This is a genomic window from Nocardia macrotermitis, assembly GCF_009604405.1.
GTDB lineage: Bacteria > Actinomycetota > Actinomycetes > Mycobacteriales > Mycobacteriaceae > Nocardia > Nocardia macrotermitis.
Window position 1 is genome coordinate 1 of record NZ_WEGK01000023.1, and the last position, 16,617, is coordinate 16,617.

Annotated in this window: 18 protein-coding genes and 1 pseudogene; 7 read left to right on the forward strand and 12 right to left on the reverse strand. The window is 67.2% G+C overall.

Annotated features, from left to right (window positions below; all coding sequences use genetic code 11):
- Window positions 1-581: 581 nt before the first annotated feature.
- Together groL and NRB20_RS33870 are read right to left on the reverse strand one after the other, a co-directional pair.
- Window positions 582-2,207: a chaperonin GroEL gene (gene groL, locus NRB20_RS33865; protein ID WP_153415579.1), complete on the reverse strand. Its 1,626-nt coding sequence runs from the start codon at window positions 2,205-2,207 to the stop codon at window positions 582-584.
- A gap of 188 nt (window positions 2,208-2,395) precedes the next feature.
- Window positions 2,396-2,686, reverse strand: coding sequence for a DUF222 domain-containing protein (locus tag NRB20_RS33870; RefSeq protein ID WP_067884025.1), 291 nt, complete (start codon window positions 2,684-2,686; stop codon window positions 2,396-2,398).
- A gap of 114 nt (window positions 2,687-2,800) precedes the next feature.
- Here NRB20_RS33870 and NRB20_RS33875 point away from each other — a divergent pair, with 114 nt between their 5' ends.
- Window positions 2,801-3,568 carry a trans-aconitate 2-methyltransferase gene (locus NRB20_RS33875; protein WP_153415501.1) on the forward strand — a complete coding sequence of 256 codons (768 nt, stop codon included), beginning with the start codon at window positions 2,801-2,803 and terminating at the stop codon, window positions 3,566-3,568.
- Between the two features lie 303 nt (window positions 3,569-3,871).
- On the opposite strand, the pseudogene NRB20_RS33880 reads toward NRB20_RS33875, so the two are convergent.
- A pseudogene (locus tag NRB20_RS33880) lies at window positions 3,872-4,567 on the reverse strand (Clp protease N-terminal domain-containing protein); the annotation flags it as partial.
- A 149-nt stretch (window positions 4,568-4,716) separates the two neighbouring features.
- Here NRB20_RS33880 and NRB20_RS33885 point away from each other — a divergent pair.
- Window positions 4,717-5,532 (forward strand): serine hydrolase, encoded by an 816-nt coding sequence (locus tag NRB20_RS33885; protein ID WP_153415503.1) that lies wholly within the window; start codon window positions 4,717-4,719, stop codon window positions 5,530-5,532.
- A 33-nt stretch (window positions 5,533-5,565) separates the two neighbouring features.
- Here NRB20_RS33885 and NRB20_RS33890 read toward each other — a convergent pair whose 3' ends face one another.
- The gene (locus NRB20_RS33890; RefSeq protein WP_153415504.1) at window positions 5,566-6,573 is read right to left on the reverse strand and encodes a sigma factor-like helix-turn-helix DNA-binding protein; all 1,008 of its coding nucleotides are present in this window, start codon (window positions 6,571-6,573) and stop codon (window positions 5,566-5,568) included.
- 136 nt (window positions 6,574-6,709) lie between these two features.
- Window positions 6,710-6,880 carry a hypothetical protein gene (locus tag NRB20_RS33895; protein ID WP_153415505.1) on the reverse strand — a complete coding sequence of 57 codons (171 nt, stop codon included), beginning with the start codon at window positions 6,878-6,880 and terminating at the stop codon, window positions 6,710-6,712.
- Here NRB20_RS33895 and NRB20_RS33900 point away from each other — a divergent pair.
- The gene (locus NRB20_RS33900; RefSeq protein ID WP_153415506.1) at window positions 6,873-7,160 is read left to right on the forward strand and encodes a hypothetical protein; all 288 of its coding nucleotides are present in this window, start codon (window positions 6,873-6,875) and stop codon (window positions 7,158-7,160) included. The two genes, NRB20_RS33895 and NRB20_RS33900, sit on opposite strands and share 8 nt — an antisense overlap.
- Window positions 7,161-7,451: 291 nt before the next feature.
- On the opposite strand, the gene NRB20_RS33905 is transcribed toward NRB20_RS33900, so the two are convergent.
- From NRB20_RS33905 to NRB20_RS33920, 4 genes are all read right to left on the reverse strand, one after another.
- Window positions 7,452-7,805 (reverse strand): UBP-type zinc finger domain-containing protein, encoded by a 354-nt coding sequence (locus tag NRB20_RS33905; protein ID WP_153415507.1) that lies wholly within the window; start codon window positions 7,803-7,805, stop codon window positions 7,452-7,454.
- The gene (locus tag NRB20_RS33910; RefSeq protein ID WP_406603915.1) at window positions 7,805-9,313 is read right to left on the reverse strand and encodes an ATP-binding protein; all 1,509 of its coding nucleotides are present in this window, start codon (window positions 9,311-9,313) and stop codon (window positions 7,805-7,807) included. The genes NRB20_RS33905 and NRB20_RS33910 overlap by 1 nt, the downstream gene beginning before the upstream one ends.
- A 30-nt stretch (window positions 9,314-9,343) precedes the next feature.
- Window positions 9,344-11,017, reverse strand: coding sequence for an FAD-dependent oxidoreductase (locus NRB20_RS33915; protein WP_319945752.1), 1,674 nt, complete (start codon window positions 11,015-11,017; stop codon window positions 9,344-9,346).
- Window positions 11,018-11,144: 127 nt separating this feature from the next.
- Window positions 11,145-11,336, reverse strand: a complete 192-nt coding sequence (locus tag NRB20_RS33920) for a hypothetical protein (RefSeq protein ID WP_153415508.1) — start codon at window positions 11,334-11,336, stop codon at window positions 11,145-11,147.
- 228 nt (window positions 11,337-11,564) lie between these two features.
- On the opposite strand from NRB20_RS33920, the gene NRB20_RS33925 reads away from it, so the two are divergent.
- Both NRB20_RS33925 and NRB20_RS33930 read left to right on the forward strand, forming a co-directional pair.
- Window positions 11,565-12,011 carry an SRPBCC family protein gene (locus NRB20_RS33925; RefSeq protein ID WP_153415581.1) on the forward strand — a complete coding sequence of 149 codons (447 nt, stop codon included), beginning with the start codon at window positions 11,565-11,567 and terminating at the stop codon, window positions 12,009-12,011.
- A 65-nt stretch (window positions 12,012-12,076) separates the two neighbouring features.
- Window positions 12,077-12,775, forward strand: a complete 699-nt coding sequence (locus NRB20_RS33930; RefSeq protein WP_153415509.1) for an SIMPL domain-containing protein — start codon at window positions 12,077-12,079, stop codon at window positions 12,773-12,775.
- Between the two features lie 194 nt (window positions 12,776-12,969).
- Here NRB20_RS33930 and NRB20_RS33935 read toward each other — a convergent pair whose 3' ends face one another.
- A complete protein-coding gene (locus NRB20_RS33935; RefSeq protein ID WP_153415510.1) occupies window positions 12,970-13,998 on the reverse strand; it encodes a beta-ketoacyl-ACP synthase III in 1,029 nt (342 codons plus the stop codon).
- A gap of 267 nt (window positions 13,999-14,265) precedes the next feature.
- On the opposite strand from NRB20_RS33935, the gene NRB20_RS33940 reads away from it, so the two are divergent.
- Window positions 14,266-14,982 carry a phosphatidylserine decarboxylase gene (locus tag NRB20_RS33940; protein ID WP_319945753.1) on the forward strand — a complete coding sequence of 239 codons (717 nt, stop codon included), beginning with the start codon at window positions 14,266-14,268 and terminating at the stop codon, window positions 14,980-14,982.
- A complete protein-coding gene (locus NRB20_RS33945) occupies window positions 14,979-15,878 on the forward strand; it encodes a CDP-alcohol phosphatidyltransferase family protein (protein WP_153415511.1) in 900 nt (299 codons plus the stop codon). Before NRB20_RS33940 ends, NRB20_RS33945 begins: the two co-directional genes overlap by 4 nt.
- Before the next feature lie 108 nt (window positions 15,879-15,986).
- Here NRB20_RS33945 and mnhG read toward each other — a convergent pair whose 3' ends face one another.
- Together mnhG and NRB20_RS33955 are read right to left on the reverse strand one after the other, a co-directional pair.
- On the reverse strand, window positions 15,987-16,337 hold the full coding sequence (gene mnhG / locus NRB20_RS33950; RefSeq protein WP_153415512.1) for a monovalent cation/H(+) antiporter subunit G: 351 nt from the start codon (window positions 16,335-16,337) through the stop codon (window positions 15,987-15,989).
- A complete protein-coding gene (locus NRB20_RS33955) occupies window positions 16,334-16,594 on the reverse strand; it encodes a monovalent cation/H+ antiporter complex subunit F (RefSeq protein ID WP_153415513.1) in 261 nt (86 codons plus the stop codon). The genes mnhG and NRB20_RS33955 overlap by 4 nt, the downstream gene beginning before the upstream one ends.
- Window positions 16,595-16,617 lie beyond the last annotated feature (23 nt).

Here is a 16,617-nt window from a genome sequence, read left to right on the forward strand (position 1 = left end):
AGGGCTAATCGGAAGAATTAACCAGAGTCCGAAAACCATGGCAAAAAATCAAACACCAGCAAAAGTATTTGCTGACTAAATGTCCGACACTCCCACACGGGGGTGCAAGAGGCCGGAACCAATAAAATAATTGGCACTGACATTCATCGACACACTATTGAGTTCTCAAAGAACACACGCACACACCATCTCGCGGGAATTTATCCCGGTCGATCGGTGAGGCAACTTTTCAAGCTTAGCGCAACCCTCGATCCCGATCCAAATCGGGGTCTCGGTCGAGCTAGTGTGAGAGCCAGGCGCTCCTCGTCCTACCTCGTTTCCCTGGCCGCTGGGGCCCGGGTCGGTGTCCGTGTCGCTCTGACCTGGAATAAGTTACGCGGCAGGCTGTTTCAATGTCAAATCGCCTGGTCATCCGGCCTAACCGCGCGAATACGCTTCGTGAACGGACGGCATCGGCGACCGCATTGTCGCGAGGATTGTCGGACGGATTCTCGGCGACGCCCCCACAAAACACCGGTAGCCGGCCCGCTCGTGAGAGCGGACCGGCTACCGGTGCGAAATGGGTTGCCGAGAGGCAGGACTCAGAAGTCCATGCCACCCATGCCACCGGTCGGGTCGCCCGCGGGAGCGGCGGCCTTCTCCGGCTTGTCGGCCACGACGGCCTCGGTGGTGAGGAACAGGGCCGCGATCGAGGCCGCGTTCTGCAGCGCCGAACGAGTCACCTTGACCGGGTCGGCAACGCCGGCCGCCAGCAGGTCCTCGTAGACGCCGGAGTCGGCGTTGAGGCCCTGGCCGGTGGGCAGGTTGGAGACCTTCTCGGCCACCACGCCGGGCTCCAGGCCCGCGTTGAACGCGATCTGCTTCAGCGGCGCGCCCAGCGCGACGCGAACGATGTTCGCGCCGGTGGCCTCGTCACCCTCGAGCTTCAGGTCGTCCAGGGCGGGAGCGGACTGCAGCAGGGCCACACCACCACCGGGGACGATGCCCTCCTCGACGGCGGCCTTGGCGTTGCGCACGGCATCTTCGATGCGGTGCTTGCGCTCCTTGAGCTCCACCTCGGTGGCGGCGCCGGCCTTGATCACCGCAACACCGCCGGCCAGCTTGGCCAGGCGCTCCTGCAGCTTCTCGCGGTCGTAGTCCGAATCCGAGTTCTCGATCTCGGTGCGGATCTGCGCGACGCGGCCCTGGATGGCGTCGGCATCGCCGGCACCGTCCACGATCGTGGTCTCGTCCTTGGTGATGACGACCTTGCGGGCGGTGCCCAGCAGGTCGACGGTCGCGGTCTCGAGCGAGAGGCCGACCTCTTCGCTGATGACCTCGCCACCGGTGAGGATGGCGATGTCGGCCAGCTGCGCCTTGCGACGGTCACCGAAGCCCGGGGCCTTGACGGCGACGGACTTGAAGGTGCCGCGGATCTTGTTCACGACCAGGGTCGAAAGCGCTTCGCCCTCGACGTCTTCCGCGATGATCAGCAGCGGCTTGCCGGCCTGGATGACCTTCTCCAGCAGCGGCAGCAGGTCCTTGACGGTCGAGATCTTCGAGCCGACCAGCAGGATGTACGGGTCCTCGAGGACCGCTTCCTGACGCTCCGGGTCGGTGACGAAGTAGCCCGAGATGTAGCCCTTGTCGAAGCGCATACCCTCGGTCAGCTCCAGCTGGAGCCCGAAGGTGTTGCTCTCCTCGACGGTGATGACGCCTTCCTTGCCGACCTTGTCCATGGCCTCGGCGATCAGCTCACCGATGGACGCGTCGCCGGCGGAGATGGCGGCGGTGGCAGCGATCTGCTCCTTGGTCTCGACCTCCTTGGCCGAAGCCAGGAGACGACCGGTGACAGCCTCGACGGCCTTCTCGATGCCGCGCTTGAGGCCCAGCGGGTTCGCGCCGGCCGCGACGTTGCGCAGACCCTCGCGCACCAGCGCCTGCGCCAGCACGGTCGCGGTGGTGGTGCCGTCGCCCGCGACGTCGTCGGTCTTCTTGGCGACTTCCTTGACCAGCTCGGCGCCGATCTTCTCGTACGGGTCCTCGAGCTCGATCTCCTTGGCGATGGACACACCATCGTTGGTGATCGTGGGGGCGCCCCACTTCTTCTCCAGGACGACGTTGCGACCCTTGGGGCCCAGCGTCACCTTGACGGCGTCGGCGAGGCTGTTCAGGCCGCGCTCGAGGCCGCGGCGGGCCTCTTCGTCGTAAGCAATTGTCTTGGCCATGGCGTTGTTGAAATCCTCCAGATCAGGGATTGACACGATCTGGCCAGGTTCGGTGCCCGCGACGGACGACCGAGTGTCTCGGCCTCACCATCCCGACCTGGCACTCATTGGTTAGGAGTGCCAGATCCCTTTTTAGCACTCGTAGGTACCGAGTGCAAGGTTGGCGAGGGCGGTTCGGGAGGGCGGAATCAGGTGTCCGTGACGCGCAGCGCCAGGGCCAGGAAGGCGTCGGCGCGACGCTCCTCGGGGGTGCGCGGTTCGCCGCGGTCGACGGTGACCTGACGGGCGTCGTGCAGCAGGAGTTCAGCCTCGATGCGCATGATGGCGCGGATGAAAGGGGGCGCCACCTCGGGCGGGAGATCCCCGTTGACGATGTAACTGCCGTCCGGACCCGACTCGGTCTCCACATAGGAGAGCGCTCGCAGCAGGTCAACCCGTAGTTCCCCGGCGATCAGGTCGGAATCGGTGTCATCCGCCATGGGCACATCCTATCCGGACACCTGTTGCGCAAGCGCACTTCGGCTTATAAAGTACGGACGTACGGTTTGGTTAAGCGATATCATTGCCGATAACAGCGACGTCAGGAGCCGCCCATGTGGGATCCCCAGCAGTATCTGGCCTTCGACGACCACCGCTCCCGTCCCTTCTACGAACTGCTCGCCCGGATCGGCGCCGAACAGCCCCGGCGCGTCACCGATCTGGGCTGCGGTCCCGGACATCTGACCTCGGTGCTGTCGCAGCGCTGGCCCGAGGCGATCGTCGAGGCGTCGGACTCCTCGCCCGAGATGGTCGCCGCCGCGCGGGCGCGCGGCGTGCACGCGACCCTGCTCGATGTGCGGGACTGGGCTCCCGAACCCGATACCGACGTGGTGGTGTCCAACGCGGTGTTGCAGTGGGTGCCCGGACATCCGGCGCTGCTCGACGAGTGGGCCCGCAAACTGCCGCCCAGCGCGTGGCTGGCGATCCAGGTGCCCGGTAATTTCGACGCGCCCTCGCATCGGTCCATCCGGGAGCTCGCCGCCCGCGACGAGTGGCGCGAGCAGCTCGAACCCGCGGGGCTGCTGCAACCGCGCAACGTGCTGGATCCGACCGGGTACGCGACCGTGCTGGCCGCGGCCGGATGCGCCGTAGATGCTTGGGAGACAACGTATTTGCAGCGTCTCACCGGGGAGGATCCGGTGTTGAAGTGGGTTTCGGGGACGGCGTTGCGGCCGGTGCGGGATGTGCTCGACGACAGTGGGTGGGATCGGTTCGTCGGGGAGTTGGCGCCTTTGTTGCGGGAGGCTTATCCGCGGCAGGCCGACGGGACGACGTGGTTGCCGTTCCGGCGTGTATTCGCTGTCGCTCGCACGCCCAGCTGAGTCCCGAGCGCGAGGAAGGGCCCGTTCGAGTGAACGGGCCCTTCTCGTATTCATCGGTATTCAAGCTTGCGGCGGAACCGGGGGTTGCGGGGGCGCGGGCGGCTGCGGAGGCATGGACTGGCCGGGGGTCCGGGGCAGTCCGGGGGTCCGGGGCAGTCCGGGCGGGGGCGGCGGCTGATGTCCGGGTGGCGCGAAGTGCGCGGGCGGGATCTGACCGCCGGGCGGAACCGGCGGGACCTGACCACCGGGCGGCGGGGGCTGGTGTGCGGGCGGCGGCTCGTGGCCGGGTGGGGGTGCGAACTGGGCGAGTTGCGCGGAGATGTCCTTCTCCACCTCTGCCTTGCCCAGGCCCAGGCCGGACAGCAGGCCGCTGCCGTCCTCGAGTTCGAGCAGGGCCAGCAGGATATGTTCGGTGCCGATGTAGTTGTGCCCCAGGCGAAGTGCTTCGCGGTAGGTCAGTTCCAGGGCCTTGCGAGCCTGGGCGTTGAAGGGGATGAGGGCGGGGACATCCTCGGGCCGCCCCGCGGGCAGGGCGGCCTCGGCGACCCGGCGCACCGCGTCCAGGGTGACGCCGTTCGCGACGATCGCGTGCGCGGCGAAGGATTCCGGCAGGGCGATCAGGCCGAGCACGAGGTGTTCGAGTTGGATCTCGACGCTGGCGGCGCGGCGGGCCTCCTCCTGCGAGACGACCACGACCTTGCGCGCGCGTTCGGTGAAGCGCGCGAAACCGGCGTTGGGGTCCATGGCGGCCGCATCGGCGGGTTTGGGGACGAAACGTTTCTGCGCGGCCTGCTTGGTGACGCCCATGCTGCGGCCGATGTCGGTCCACGAGGCGCCGGAGCGGCGGGCCTGATCCACGAAGTGCCCGATCAGGTGGTCGGCCACATCGCTCAGGTGTCCGGCGGTGACGACCGCGTCGGACAGTTGTTCCAGGACGTCGTCGGGACGGGCGCGTTTGATGCCTTCGATCAGATCGTCGAGGCGTATCTTCTCGGTCATGCGTCAACTTTAGGTTGACCAACGCGATATCGTCAACCAAAAGTTGACGACGCATTCGCGACAACCGGCCGCCGATGGGTGTGATTCCCAGGAACGGCCAATACCCTGCAGAAGGCAGAAGCAACAATGAACCTCGTCGACAGGTAGATATGTCCGCATTTCGACGCTCGGCCGCCGTCGCCACGGCCGTGGTGGCAACATTCGCGCTGCACATGCCGACGACGTCGGCCCAGGCGCCGGCCCTCGATCCCGCGCTGGTGACCCGCGCGACCGCCGCCGACGCCTACGCCAAGACCCGGCCCGGGACCACCGGAATCGTCGTGTTCGACCGGCAGACCGGTGCGATCTGGCAGAACGGCAACGCGAACCGCCTGGTGTGGGCCGAGTCGACCGAGAAGCTGGAGATGGTCGCGAGTCTGTTGCTACGCAACGAATCCGGGGCCATCACACTGTCCGCGTCGGACCGCGATCTGATGCATCGCATGCTGAACGTCAGCGACGACGACGCAGCCGACGCGCTGTGGAAGCGTTACGGCGGTGCGAGTTTCGCGCGGGATCTGGGACGTTTCGGCATGACGGCGTCGAAATTCCGTGACGCGCAACCGTATTGGGGCTGGATGCGGACCACCGCCGCGGATCTGGATCGGTTGATGAATGCCGCACTGGCGCAACTGAATCCGGCCGACCGGGCGTATCTGGTGCGCGAGATGCGATCGGTGGGCGCGGTGCAGCAGTGGGGTGTGTGGGGTGCGGGACCGGCCGCGCAGCCCGGCAACAAGGACGGCTGGTCACCCGATAATCCGGACGGTTCGTGGCTGGACAACTCCGTCGGGTTCGTCGGGCCGAACGAGCGTTTCACCGTGGCGATCACCGGGGATACCGCGACGGTGAAGAACGGTGATCAGGTCGGGCGGGAGACGGCCACGCATGTCGCGAGCATTCTGTTCCAGGGGTATTTCCGCTGATCACGGACGTCGGTTGAGCGCGGATGAGGGGAGTCAGATCTTCCCATCACCGCGTGTACTTCCATCACCGCGCGCGAGATAGGTGAGTTTGTCCGGGGTGGTCATGATTCGGACGGCTGATACCTGGTCGCGGATGATCTCCGGTACCGCGACCAGCAGCACGGTTCGGCCGGATCGTGCGACGGCGGCGGGGACGCCGTTGATCTCCTCCAGGGAGATCGATGTGCCGGGGCGGCGCTTGGTTAGTAGCTCGAGTAGGTAGGGCTCGACCTGGTCACGCCCCGCCGAATGTGCGGTGGCATCGTCCGATATCGCGATCGCGTCGGCGCTGAGCAACTGGTGCACGGTGGTGTGGTCGCCTGCGCGGGCCGCCAGCAGGAATCGCTCGGATACCGGGCCGATCTCGGTCGCGGGGCGCGGGCGAATCCGATTGTCGTGCAAGCACTTCCGCGCGATTCGGTACAGCTGTTGCGATTCGGCTTCGGGGATGTCGAGGATGTCCGCGATCTCGCGGTGCGCGTATTCGAATGCCTCACGCAGGACGAAGACCGCGCGTTCGGATGGTGAAAGTTGTTCCAGCAGAGTCAAAGTCGACAGGGAGATCAAATCGCGCTGTGCTGCCGAATCCAGTGGGCCCAGTTCGCCGTGGGCGGTCGGCACCGGTTCGGGTAGCCAGGTTTCGCCGCGACGCGCCCGTTCGACGTCCAGGCGGGTCCGGCACAGGTTGACCACCTCGGCGGTCAGCCGGGCCTCGACGGTGGCGGCGGTGAGCGGATCGGTGAACGCACAACGCTCGACGGCCTCGCGCACCGTGTCCTCGGCCGCGCTCGCCGCTCCGAGCAGGCGATAGGCGAGGGCGAACAGGCGCGGACGATGCACCGCTCGATCCGGGTCCGGGTGATGGCGCGGAATCGGCGATCGCGCACCCCACCAGCGTCGCCCGGCAGCGATGCGCGCACCGCGAGCGGGGCGACGTCGCGCTGCGGCGCTGGTGTACGGCCGCACACTCCCGCAGACGTCCCGCAGTGGCATCACCATCATCGGATCACTCCGATCACGGTGCTCCACAAGGGGTCTCGTGCCGATCGGGTGCCGCCGCTGTCGCCGTCCATGCGATCACGATGCGGCGCGGCGCTTATCGAACCCTGAACGAACGGTTACCGCCGAGCTCCACCGGTCACTGCTGGGCGACGCCGATGGCGACCGCGATGGGCTTGTTCTGCTCACTCGACGCCAGACAGACCAGCTTCGCGGTGCCCAGTGCGACGTTCGGGCTGCCCTGCAACCGCGAACCCGGATTCTCCGCGAGCACCTTCTTCACCAAGGACGTCTCGTCCTCGATGCTCATGTTCTTGAAGGTGGCGCACGTGGTGCGGGAGGCCGGGCCCAGCTTCGAGTCGACCGCCGCGCTCGACGCGGCCGCACTGCTGGTCGCGGCGCTGCTGGGAGCCGCCGCGGCACTGCTCGCGACCGCCGCGGCGGTGGCACTCGTCGCCGACGCCGACGCCGAACCGGCCGAATTGTCCTGGTGCCCACCGCATGCGGCGAGTCCCGTCGTCAACGCACCGAGGGCCACGACCGCCGCCCCACGAGCAACGATCACCGAAAGTCGTTTCATCTACACGTAATCCCAGATGGTCGGTAACGCCGGTCCCCGGCGCGCCCGCAACTGTATCTTCTGCCTCCGCTCCGCTCCGGCGGGACTGTGTCTTTGGCCTCCGCTCCGCTCCGGCGGGGTCGGGGCCCGGCGAAGGCTCGATTCTTCCCTCCTCCGCTCCTCCGCTTCGCTCCCCCGCTCCGTCAGTCCAGAATCGAGCCGGGCCCCGACCCTTGCAGTCGGCGTTATTCGGAGCTGGCGGAACTCGGTGGGCCTGGAGCTGGCGATTTCGGAGACTGACGCTGCGTGTTCCGGAAACCGATCAGTGGACGTGGTTCTGCCAGTCGGTGGGGACTCGGTCACGGGGGCCCGGGACGGTTTGGCTGGTGGGGTGGTGGGACGGCGGGGTGAGGGTGGGGCCCTCGGAGAACATTTCGTCGGTGCGGAAATCCCAGAACCAGTCCTCGCCGGGTTCGAAGCTCTGGATGTAGGGGTGGCCGGTGGCGGCGAAGTGCTTGCTGGCGTGCTGGGCGGGGGAACTGTCGCAACAGCCGACGTGGCCGCAGGCGGCGCAGCGGCGCAGATGGACCCACCAGCCCTGGGCCGCTTCGCATTCCACGCAGCCGGGGCCGCTGGGCGGTACGGACGCGTCGATACCCTCGATGGATTCGGCCATCACTCACCTCCGAGATTCGATTGCGCGACAGGGTCTCCCGACGATTCGAGAATATCGGCGGGGCGGTTCGGCGGATCCAGCGGCAGCCGGACGATGAAGCGGGTGTCGCCCGGCACCGACTCCACCCGAATGTCGCCGCCGTGCTTCTTGGCCACGATGCGGAACGAGATGTCCAGTCCCAGACCGGTTCCCTCGCCGACGGGCTTGGTGGTGAAGAACGGTTCGAAGATCCGGTGCCGCAGTTCGGCGGGCACGCCCGGGCCGGTGTCGCCGATTTCCACCACCGCACAGTCGTTCTCGCGGTAGGTGCGGACGGTCAGGGTGCCGCGGCCCTGCATCGCGCCGACCGCGTTGTCGATCAGGTTCGTCCACACCTGATTCAATTCCGCTGCGTAACAAGGGACCTGCGGCAGGGTGCGGTCGAAGTCCTTGACCACGGTGATGTCGTCGCCGATCTTGCGGGCCAGCATCACCAGCGTGCTCTTGAGCAGTTCGTGGATGTCGACCACCTGGAACGGCGCGCGATCCATCTGCGAATACTGTTTGGCCGCGTTCACCAGCGAGGACACCCGCGTGGTCGAATCGGTGATCTCGTTCATCAGCAGTTCGGTCTCGACCGTGTAGTTCAGCCAGCGGATCGCGCCCTCGAAAACGTTTGTGCCGCAACCCTCCAACGTTCCGGCCACCCGTTCGAGCCAGTCGACGTCGAAACCCGCCTGCACGAACGTCGGGGCGATGTCCCAGCCGTTGGCGATGCCGTGCTCGTCGAGCCAGTCGCCGAGTTCGTCCTCGCGGTCGGCGGTCTCGAGCGGGGTCAGCGTGGGGGCCTTGGCGACCTGGGTGGCGGCCTCCTCCTGCAACTGGACCAGGGCCTCCAGCGTTTCGGTGGAGAACTTGCCGTGCGCCATCATCTTCAGCTTGTGCCGCATCCCCGCGACCCGATCACGCAGCGCCGAGGTGGCCCGCACGGCCGCGGACGCGGGATTGTTCAGCTCGTGCGTCAGGCCCGCCGACAGCGAACCCAACGCGAGCAGCCGCTCCCGCTGGCCGATGATCTCGTTGCTGTTCCGGTTGCCGAAGAACACGCCCTCGAGCAGGTGCAGGGCCATCGGGAACCATTCCTGCATCATCCGCGCGAAGACCGCCGCCTCGAGCACGTAGAAGCGCGAGGGCTCGGTGACGTAGAACGACCCGGAGTAGTTCTGATCGATCTTGTCCTGCATGTAGGCGGTCCACGCCCCGGCGTACGAACCGCGGTGGCGGGTGCGCACCAGCTCGATCTCCTCGCCGCCGGACTGCTTGGTCAGCACGACCTCGCCCTCCATCAGCACATAGAAGCAGGTCGCGGGCTCACCCTCGCGGAAGACCAGGCCGGGTTCGAAGTTCTCCATCCGGCCGTCGCGGCACAGCCAGGCCAGCTGGTCGTCGTCGAGCTTCTCGAACAGGAACAGGGTCCGCAATTCGTGTGGATCGCAGATCAATTCGGTGCTCTCGGCATTGTCGGACACGACGCACACCTCTCCTTACTGCTTCGGCCGTTACTGCTTGGCGATGTATCGGTGGACCAGCATGACCGCCATCGCGCCCTCACCCACGGCCGACGCGACGCGTTTGGCCGATTCGGAACGCACGTCACCGGCCACGAACACGCCGGGCACGCTGGTCTCGAGATGATGCGGCGGGCGCGGCAGCTCCCAGCCGGACGGGCGGTTGCCGTCCACCATCAGATCCGGCCCGGCCAGCACGTATCCGGCGGCGTCCCGGGTGACGATCGCGTCCAGCCAGTCGGTCTCCGGCGCGGCCCCGATGAACAGGAACAACCGCTCGGCGTCCACCTTGTCCTCCGTGCCGGTCGCATTGTTGCGCAACACGAGTCGTTCCAGGTGACCGTCACCGTCGGCCGCGACGACCTCGGTGCAGGGGTGCACGACGATATTGCCGATCTGCTCGATCTGCTGAATCAGATAGTGCGACATGGATTTCTCCAGCGAATCCGCACGAATCAGGATGTGCACGGTGCAGGCGTGCCGGGACAGGAATACCGCGGCCTGTCCGGCCGAATTCGCCCCGCCCACGATGTAGACATCGCGGTCGGCGCAGTCCGCGGCCTCGGTCATCGCGGAACCGTAATAGACTCCGCGCCCGGTGAATTCGTCCACGCCCGGCGCGGGATGATGCCGGTAGTTGACGCCCGTCGCGATCAGTACCGAATGCGCGGAAATGGAACTGCCGTCGTCGAAATTCACCACCCGCGCCGAACCGCACACCTCCAGGCCGACCACTTCGCGGGCGGTGATGAGTTCGGCCCCGAATTTGACGGCCTGCCGCCGGGCGCGGTCGGCCAATTGCGCGCCGGACAGCCCGTCCGGGAATCCGAGATAGTTCTCGATGCGCGAACTCTGCCCCGCCTGACCACCGGTCGCGGTGCGTTCGACCAGCACCGTGCGCAATCCCTCGGACGCGCCGTAGACCGCGGCGCCGAGTCCGGCCGGACCGCCGCCGATCACGATCAGATCGTAGAATTCGCCGGTCGGATCGGTATTGAGCCCGACGCTCGCGGCCAATTCACTGTCCGAGGGGGCCAGCAGCGCCTTCCCGGCCGCATCGATGACGACCGGGCAGTTGTCCGCGGACGCGCCCGCCGCCTGCAACAGCCGCGAACCCTCCGGCTCGTCGGCCAGATACCAGCGGTACGGAAGTTGATTGCGGGCCAGGAATTCCCGCACCTGGGAACTGCGCGCGGACCAGCGGTGCCCGACCACCTTCGTCTCGTGCACCGGCCGATGTGCATCGCTGCGCCACGCCTCGAGCAGCGCGTCGATCACCGGATACAGTTTCTCCTCCGGCGGATCCCACGGCTTGAGCAGATAGTGGTCCAGATCCACCACATTGATCGCCTCGATGGCGGCATTGGTGTCGGCATACGCGGTCAGCAGCACGCGCCGGGCGTACGGGTGCAGGTCCATGGCCTGCTCCAGGAATTCGATGCCGTCCATCCCCGGCATCCGGTAGTCGGCGATCAGCACCGCGACAGGCTGGCCGCGCAGCTTCAGCTCGCGCAGCGCCTCCAGGGCCGACGCACCCGATTCGGCGCGCAGAATCCGGTAGTCCGCGCCGTACCGCCGCCGCAGATCACGCACGACCGAGCGGGAGACGCCCGGATCGTCGTCGACGCTGAGGATCGCGGGTTTCGCCGAAGCTGGTGAAGTCACCTGACAAGTATGGGCGGTATACGCAAGTACCGCGTATCGCGTTCGCTGACGGCAGTACGCGCCCGGAAACCGGTCCGGGCGAGGGTGGGGTATGCGGCGGCTCCGGTTCGTCCAGGGCCGGGAATGGTCACGATCCGTGCGGCTCGCGGTGTTCGACGATATCCCGCTCGGTCGGGGTGAGCAGTCGCTCGAGGCGTTCCTCGGCCGCGGCGCGCGCCCGTTTACCGTGCAGTCGGGGAAGGGGGATGTGTTCGGTCTCGGAAACCGGAAGCAGCGGAACCGAATCCGCCTGCCGGTGCAGCAGCGTACGCAAATTCACGGCCGATCACCTCACATGGGACGGGACGTACTCCAGTCGGTTGCTTCGTTGCCTGCCGTTATCTCTATCTGCCATTGTGCGTCCGTTATTACAGGTTGGGACAGTCTTCACATCGGAATGTGATCCAGTTGATCTTCAACCCGAGAGTGACCCGGCTCACCGGATGTGCGCGACGACACGCTGGATAAGATTGTGAAGTACCAACCGTCACACACACCGGAGGCGACGTTGCCGAACCCCCTGGAAGCCACCATCGAGATCGCCGCGCCGCCGGAGCGGGTCTGGGCGGTGCTGAGTGATCTGAAGCGGATGCCGGAATTCAGTCCGGACACCATCCGAATGGTCCCGCTGGGCACCGTACGCGCGGGCACCTGGACGGTGAACCTCAACCACAACAAGTACTACTACCCCACCTCCTCGCGGATCCTGCGTTTCGAACCCGATCGCGTTTTCTCGTTCCGGATGAACGAGAACCGCACGATCTGGAGCTACACCCTCGAACCCACCGCGTCGGGCACCCGCGTGACCGAGCGTCGCGAGGTCCCCGACGGTGTCGCCAAACCCGTCCGGGTCATGATCAACGCCCTGCTCGGCGGCGAGCAGGAGTTCGAGAGCGGCTTGGTCGCGGGGATGAACGAGACGCTGAGCAAGATCAAGACCGCCGTCGAGAGCTGAGTTCGCCGCCGCCACACCGGGGCGAAGCGACTGTGCGGCAAACCGATTCCGCGTACGTTCTGTTGATGCGACGAATCACAGGCTCTGTTGCCGCCCTCGCCGGAACCGTTGCCCTGCTGTCGGGGTGCGGGAGTTCGGATTCGGCTCCCGCACCCGCTCGGGAAGTCACCGTGATCGGTTCGGGCGAGGTGCAGGGGACGCCGGACACGTTGAACGCCGATCTCGGCGTCGAGGTGACCGCACCGGACGTTTCCTCGGCCATCTCGACCGCGAGCACCAGGGCCAAGTCGGTCATCGACGCCATGGTTACCGCGGGAGCCAAGCGGGAGGACATCCGCACCACCGACGTGTCGGTGCAACCGCAGTACGGCGCCGATCAGGTCATCACCGGGTATCGCTCCAGCAACACCGTGCACGTCGCGGTGCACGATCTGACCAAGGCCTCGGCCATCCTCACCGCGGCGACGCAGGCCGGAGGTAACGACACCCGGGTCGATTCGGTGTCGTTCGCGCTGGACGACAACGCCAAGCTGCTCACCGACGCCCGCGCCCGCGCCTTCGCCGACGCGAAATCCCGTGCCGAGCAGTACGCGGTGCTGTCCGGGTCGAAGCTGGGGACAGTACGGACCATTCACGAGACCAGCAGTGGCGACACCACGCCCGCGCCCACGTTGCACAAGCAGTCCGCGATGTCGAGCATTCCGCTGGAGCCGGGGACGCAGACGGTCACCTTCACCGTCACGGTCACCTGGAATCTGAGCTGAGCAATACCGACCACCGTGCAACGCCGACAGCTGAGCCGCTCGGTTCCGCCGACCCCGTTGAACGCCGACAGCAATGTTCGCGGCCCGGCTCGCCGGTCGGACGCGTGGCGGGTGCGAGGAACGAGTGCCCGACACGGGGCCGACCGGTGAGCCTCAGGGGGCCGCGAACCGCCGGAGCGGAGCGGAGGCCAAAGTTACTGCCAGTTGGGTAGTTTCACGACTTGGGCGGCGTAGGAGAGACCGGCTCCGAAGGCTACGAGCAGCGCGTCGGTACCGGGCTTGGTCTCCCCCGACCGCAGCAGCGCCTCCATGGCCAGCGGGATCGAGGCCGCCGAGGTGTTCCCGGTGTGCTCGATGTCGTTGGCCAGCGCGGTGTCCTGCGGCAGTTTCAGTTCGCGGGCCATGATCTCGATGATGCGGCCGTTGGCCTGATGCGGGACCATCGCGTCGATATCGCCCGGGGTGAGTCCGGCGCTGGCGATCGCGTCCAGGCAGACGGTCTTCAAAGAGTGTGCGGCCCAACGGAATACCGCAGTGCCCTCCATCGCGAGATAGGGCCGCACCGCGTCGGCGCCCTTGGCGTCGATCTCGTTGAAGAACTCCATCCAGTCCTTGTCCTGGCGGATCGCGCGATGCTGGGTGCCGTCCGAACCCCAGACCGTCGGGCCGATACCGGGCTCGTCGGACGGGCCGATCACCACCGCGCCCGCGCCGTCGGCGAACAGGAAGGCCGTGCCGCGATCGGTCGGATTCACCGCGTCGGTCAGCCGCTCGACGCCGACCACCAGCGCATATTTCGCGGTACCCCCCTTGACCAGGTCCGAGGCCACCGCGATGGCGTGACAGAAGCCCGCGCAACCGGCGGAGATGTCGAAGGCCGCGGGATGATTCATGCCCAGCTGGGTCGCGACCTGCGGGGCGGCGGCCGGGGTCAGCAGCAACCAGGTGGACGTCGCCACGATGACACAGTTCACCTGATCCGCGGTGATCCCCGCGGCGGCCAGCGCATCCCGGCCCGCGGCGGCGCTCATCTCGACGATGGTCTCCGCGTCCGAGGCGAATCGCCTGGTCTTGATGCCTGAACGGGTGCGGATCCACTCGTCGCTGGAATCGATCGGACCGGCGACCTCGTCATTGGTGACGACCCGAGCTGGGCGGTACACGCCGAGCCCGAGCATCGCGGTGTGCTCTGCCCCTTCGACCTGGGCGAGTCGAGCAGCCATCGTGCTTCTCCTCTGCGTACCTGCGCGGCTTCCTTCATCGGACCTCGAACAACCGGTGCAAAACGGTAGACATGAGGCCCCCTCATATTATCCCGAACTGTAGCGTCAGGTTGAGGAAAGTCACAATCGATTCCACTATGTCCCGTTCGCCGCCGGTTTGCGGCCTGCCCTGGAAGGGACCTGTTCCCGTAAGGTGTGAGCGCGGTCCGGGACCGAATACGTCACCGGCACCCGCGACACCCCTGCCCATGCACGAAAGAGGAGCCCGTGGCCCGCCGCCCCACCCCGCCCGGCACGCCCGAACAATCCGGACTCGGCCACATCGCCGACCTGGTTCGCGCTGCGATCCCACCGCTGCACCCCGCCGGTCTGCCCTTCGTGGCGACGCCGCTGGCGGTGGCGCTGGTGGCACGGCGACGCAAGTGGGTACGCCGGGTGAGCATCGGCGCGGCCGTGGCCTCGGCCGCGTTCTTCCGGCATCCGAACCGGGTGCCGCCGAACCGGCCCGGCATCGTGGTCGCGCCCGCCGACGGCGAGGTCGCGCTGGTCGACACCGCCGTCCCGCCCGCCGAACTGCATCTGGGCGAGGGCGAGGTGCCGCGCGTGAGCATCTTCCTGTCGGTGCTGGATGTACACGTGCAGCGCATGCCCGTCTCCGGCATCGTGCGCGAGATCGCTTATCGGCGTGGACAATTCCGCTCGGCCGACCTGCCCGAGGCCAGTTCGGTGAACGAGCGCAACACCATGGTCGTGGAGACCGCGAACGGGCAGCTGATCACCGTCGTGCAGATCGCGGGCCTGCTGGCCCGGCGCATCATCTGCGACGCCAAGGCCGGCGACAAACTCAGCATCGGCGAGACCTACGGGCTGATCCGCTTCGGCTCGCGCGTGGACACCTACTTCCCGGCCGGAACCCAGCTGCTCGTCGAGCCGGGACAGCGCACGATCGGCGGGGAGACGGTGCTGGCAGAACTGGCGTCATGATCGAGAAGGCCGCGATCGTCCAGGGACGACGCAGAACGGTTCGACTGCTGCCCAGCGTCGTGACGATCCTGGCGCTGTGCGCGGGACTCTCGGCGGTGAAATTCGCGCTGGACGGCTCCCGCGAGGTCGCGCTCGCGATGATCGGGGCCGCCGCGGTCCTGGACACCCTCGACGGGCGGCTCGCGCGGCTGCTCGACGCCACCAGCAAGATGGGCGCCGAACTCGACTCGCTGGCCGACGCGATCTCCTTCGGCGTCGCGCCCGCGCTGGTGCTGTACGTGTCGTTCCTGCAGCGGAACAGCGTCGGATGGATCATCGCGCTGATCTACACGGTCAGCCTGGTGCTGCGGCTGGCCCGGTTCAACACGCTGCTGGACGACGACACCCGGCCGGACTGGCAGCGCGAATACTTCACCGGCGTACCCGCGCCCGCGGCCGCGTTGACCGCGCTGCTGCCGGTCGCGGTGCATGAGCAGTTCGGCAACGGCTGGTGGAATACGCTGCCCGCGATCGCGGTGTGGACGGTGTTCACCGCGCTGCTGGCGGTGAGTACGGTGCCCACGTTGGCGATGAAGTCGGTGTCGGTGGCGCCGCAGGCCGCGGCGATGCTGCTGGTGCTGGTCGCGTTGATCGCGGCGGCGTTGGTGACGTATCCGCTGATTCTGTTGATCGTGCTGGTCGTGGTGTATCTGGTGCACATACCGTTCGCATGGCGGTCGGCCCGGTGGGTGGCCGCGCGGCCGGAGACCTGGCATCACAAACCGGCCGAACGGCGGGCGCAGCGTCGGGCTACTCGGCGGCGTCCGGCGTTGCCGCCGCTGCGGGTGTCGACCGCGCGGCTGCGGCTGCGTCGGCCGGGTGGGCGGAATTTCCCGGAGGACACTCCGCCGCGCTGAGGGTTCGGGTCGGTGCACGCTTGGATCAGTCGCGGCCGAATCTGATTCGGGGACAAACGAATTCGACTGCGCTAGGTCCGGCCCCAATCGCGCCGACGCGGCTCGACGTCAGGAGTCGGTGTCCTCGTCGCCGAGTTCGTTGATCAGCAGCAGGCCGTCGCGGCCGCGTTGTTCGCGGTAGGCGGTGCGGCCGATCAGGTGGGCGACGGCGGGGGCGGTGAGCAGGGTGAACAGGCCGACCAGGACGAGCATCCAGACGTTGCCGTGGCCGCGGAGCTGCACCGCGGCACCGGTCAGGATCAGGATCAGGCCGACGACCTGCGGTTTCGTCGCGGCATGCATGCGCGAGAGGGTATCCGGGAAACGGACGATGCCCAGGGCCGCGGTCAGGGCGAAGACCGAACCGAGCAGGATCAGCACGCAGGAGAACCAGCGCAGGGCGGTGTCGAACCAGCTCATCGGTCATCCCGGACGCGGAAGCGGGAGACCGCGGCCGAACCGAGGAAGCCGACCAGGGCCAGCGCCACGATGCCGGGCAGCACGGTGGCGTCGTTGCTGTACGCCGCCCAGACCGCCAGGCCCGAGGCGGTGATGCCGACCAGCGAGTCGACCCCGACGACGCGGTCCAGCGTGCTGGGTCCGGCCAGCACGCGGTATCCGGTGAGTACGGCCGCGCTCGCCAGCAGTACGGCCGCCACGATCGCGACGATCGTCATAACTCCTCCTGTGTGCGGTGCAT

Excerpts from the sequence above, each read along its gene's own strand:
- NRB20_RS33955 (WP_153415513.1), bottom strand. The coding sequence starts at position 16,594 with ATGACGATCGTCGCGATCGTGGCGGCCGTACTGCTGGCGAGCGCGGCC.
- NRB20_RS33905 (WP_153415507.1), bottom strand. The coding sequence starts at position 7,805 with ATGGCCGAATCCATCGAGGGTATCGACGCGTCCGTACCGCCCAGCGGC.
- NRB20_RS33895 (WP_153415505.1), bottom strand. The coding sequence starts at position 6,880 with ATGAGCATCGAGGACGAGACGTCCTTGGTGAAGAAGGTGCTCGCGGAG.
- NRB20_RS33890 (WP_153415504.1), bottom strand. The coding sequence starts at position 6,573 with ATGATGGTGATGCCACTGCGGGACGTCTGCGGGAGTGTGCGGCCGTAC.
- NRB20_RS33900 (WP_153415506.1), top strand. The coding sequence starts at position 6,873 with ATGCTCATGTTCTTGAAGGTGGCGCACGTGGTGCGGGAGGCCGGGCCC.
- mnhG (WP_153415512.1), bottom strand. The coding sequence starts at position 16,337 with ATGAGCTGGTTCGACACCGCCCTGCGCTGGTTCTCCTGCGTGCTGATC.
- NRB20_RS33870 (WP_067884025.1), bottom strand. The coding sequence starts at position 2,686 with ATGGCGGATGACACCGATTCCGACCTGATCGCCGGGGAACTACGGGTT.
- NRB20_RS33935 (WP_153415510.1), bottom strand. The coding sequence starts at position 13,998 with ATGGCTGCTCGACTCGCCCAGGTCGAAGGGGCAGAGCACACCGCGATG.
- NRB20_RS33945 (WP_153415511.1), top strand. The coding sequence starts at position 14,979 with ATGATCGAGAAGGCCGCGATCGTCCAGGGACGACGCAGAACGGTTCGA.
- groL (WP_153415579.1), bottom strand. The coding sequence starts at position 2,207 with ATGGCCAAGACAATTGCTTACGACGAAGAGGCCCGCCGCGGCCTCGAG.
- NRB20_RS33875 (WP_153415501.1), top strand. The coding sequence starts at position 2,801 with ATGTGGGATCCCCAGCAGTATCTGGCCTTCGACGACCACCGCTCCCGT.
- NRB20_RS33930 (WP_153415509.1), top strand. The coding sequence starts at position 12,077 with ATGCGACGAATCACAGGCTCTGTTGCCGCCCTCGCCGGAACCGTTGCC.
- NRB20_RS33885 (WP_153415503.1), top strand. The coding sequence starts at position 4,717 with ATGTCCGCATTTCGACGCTCGGCCGCCGTCGCCACGGCCGTGGTGGCA.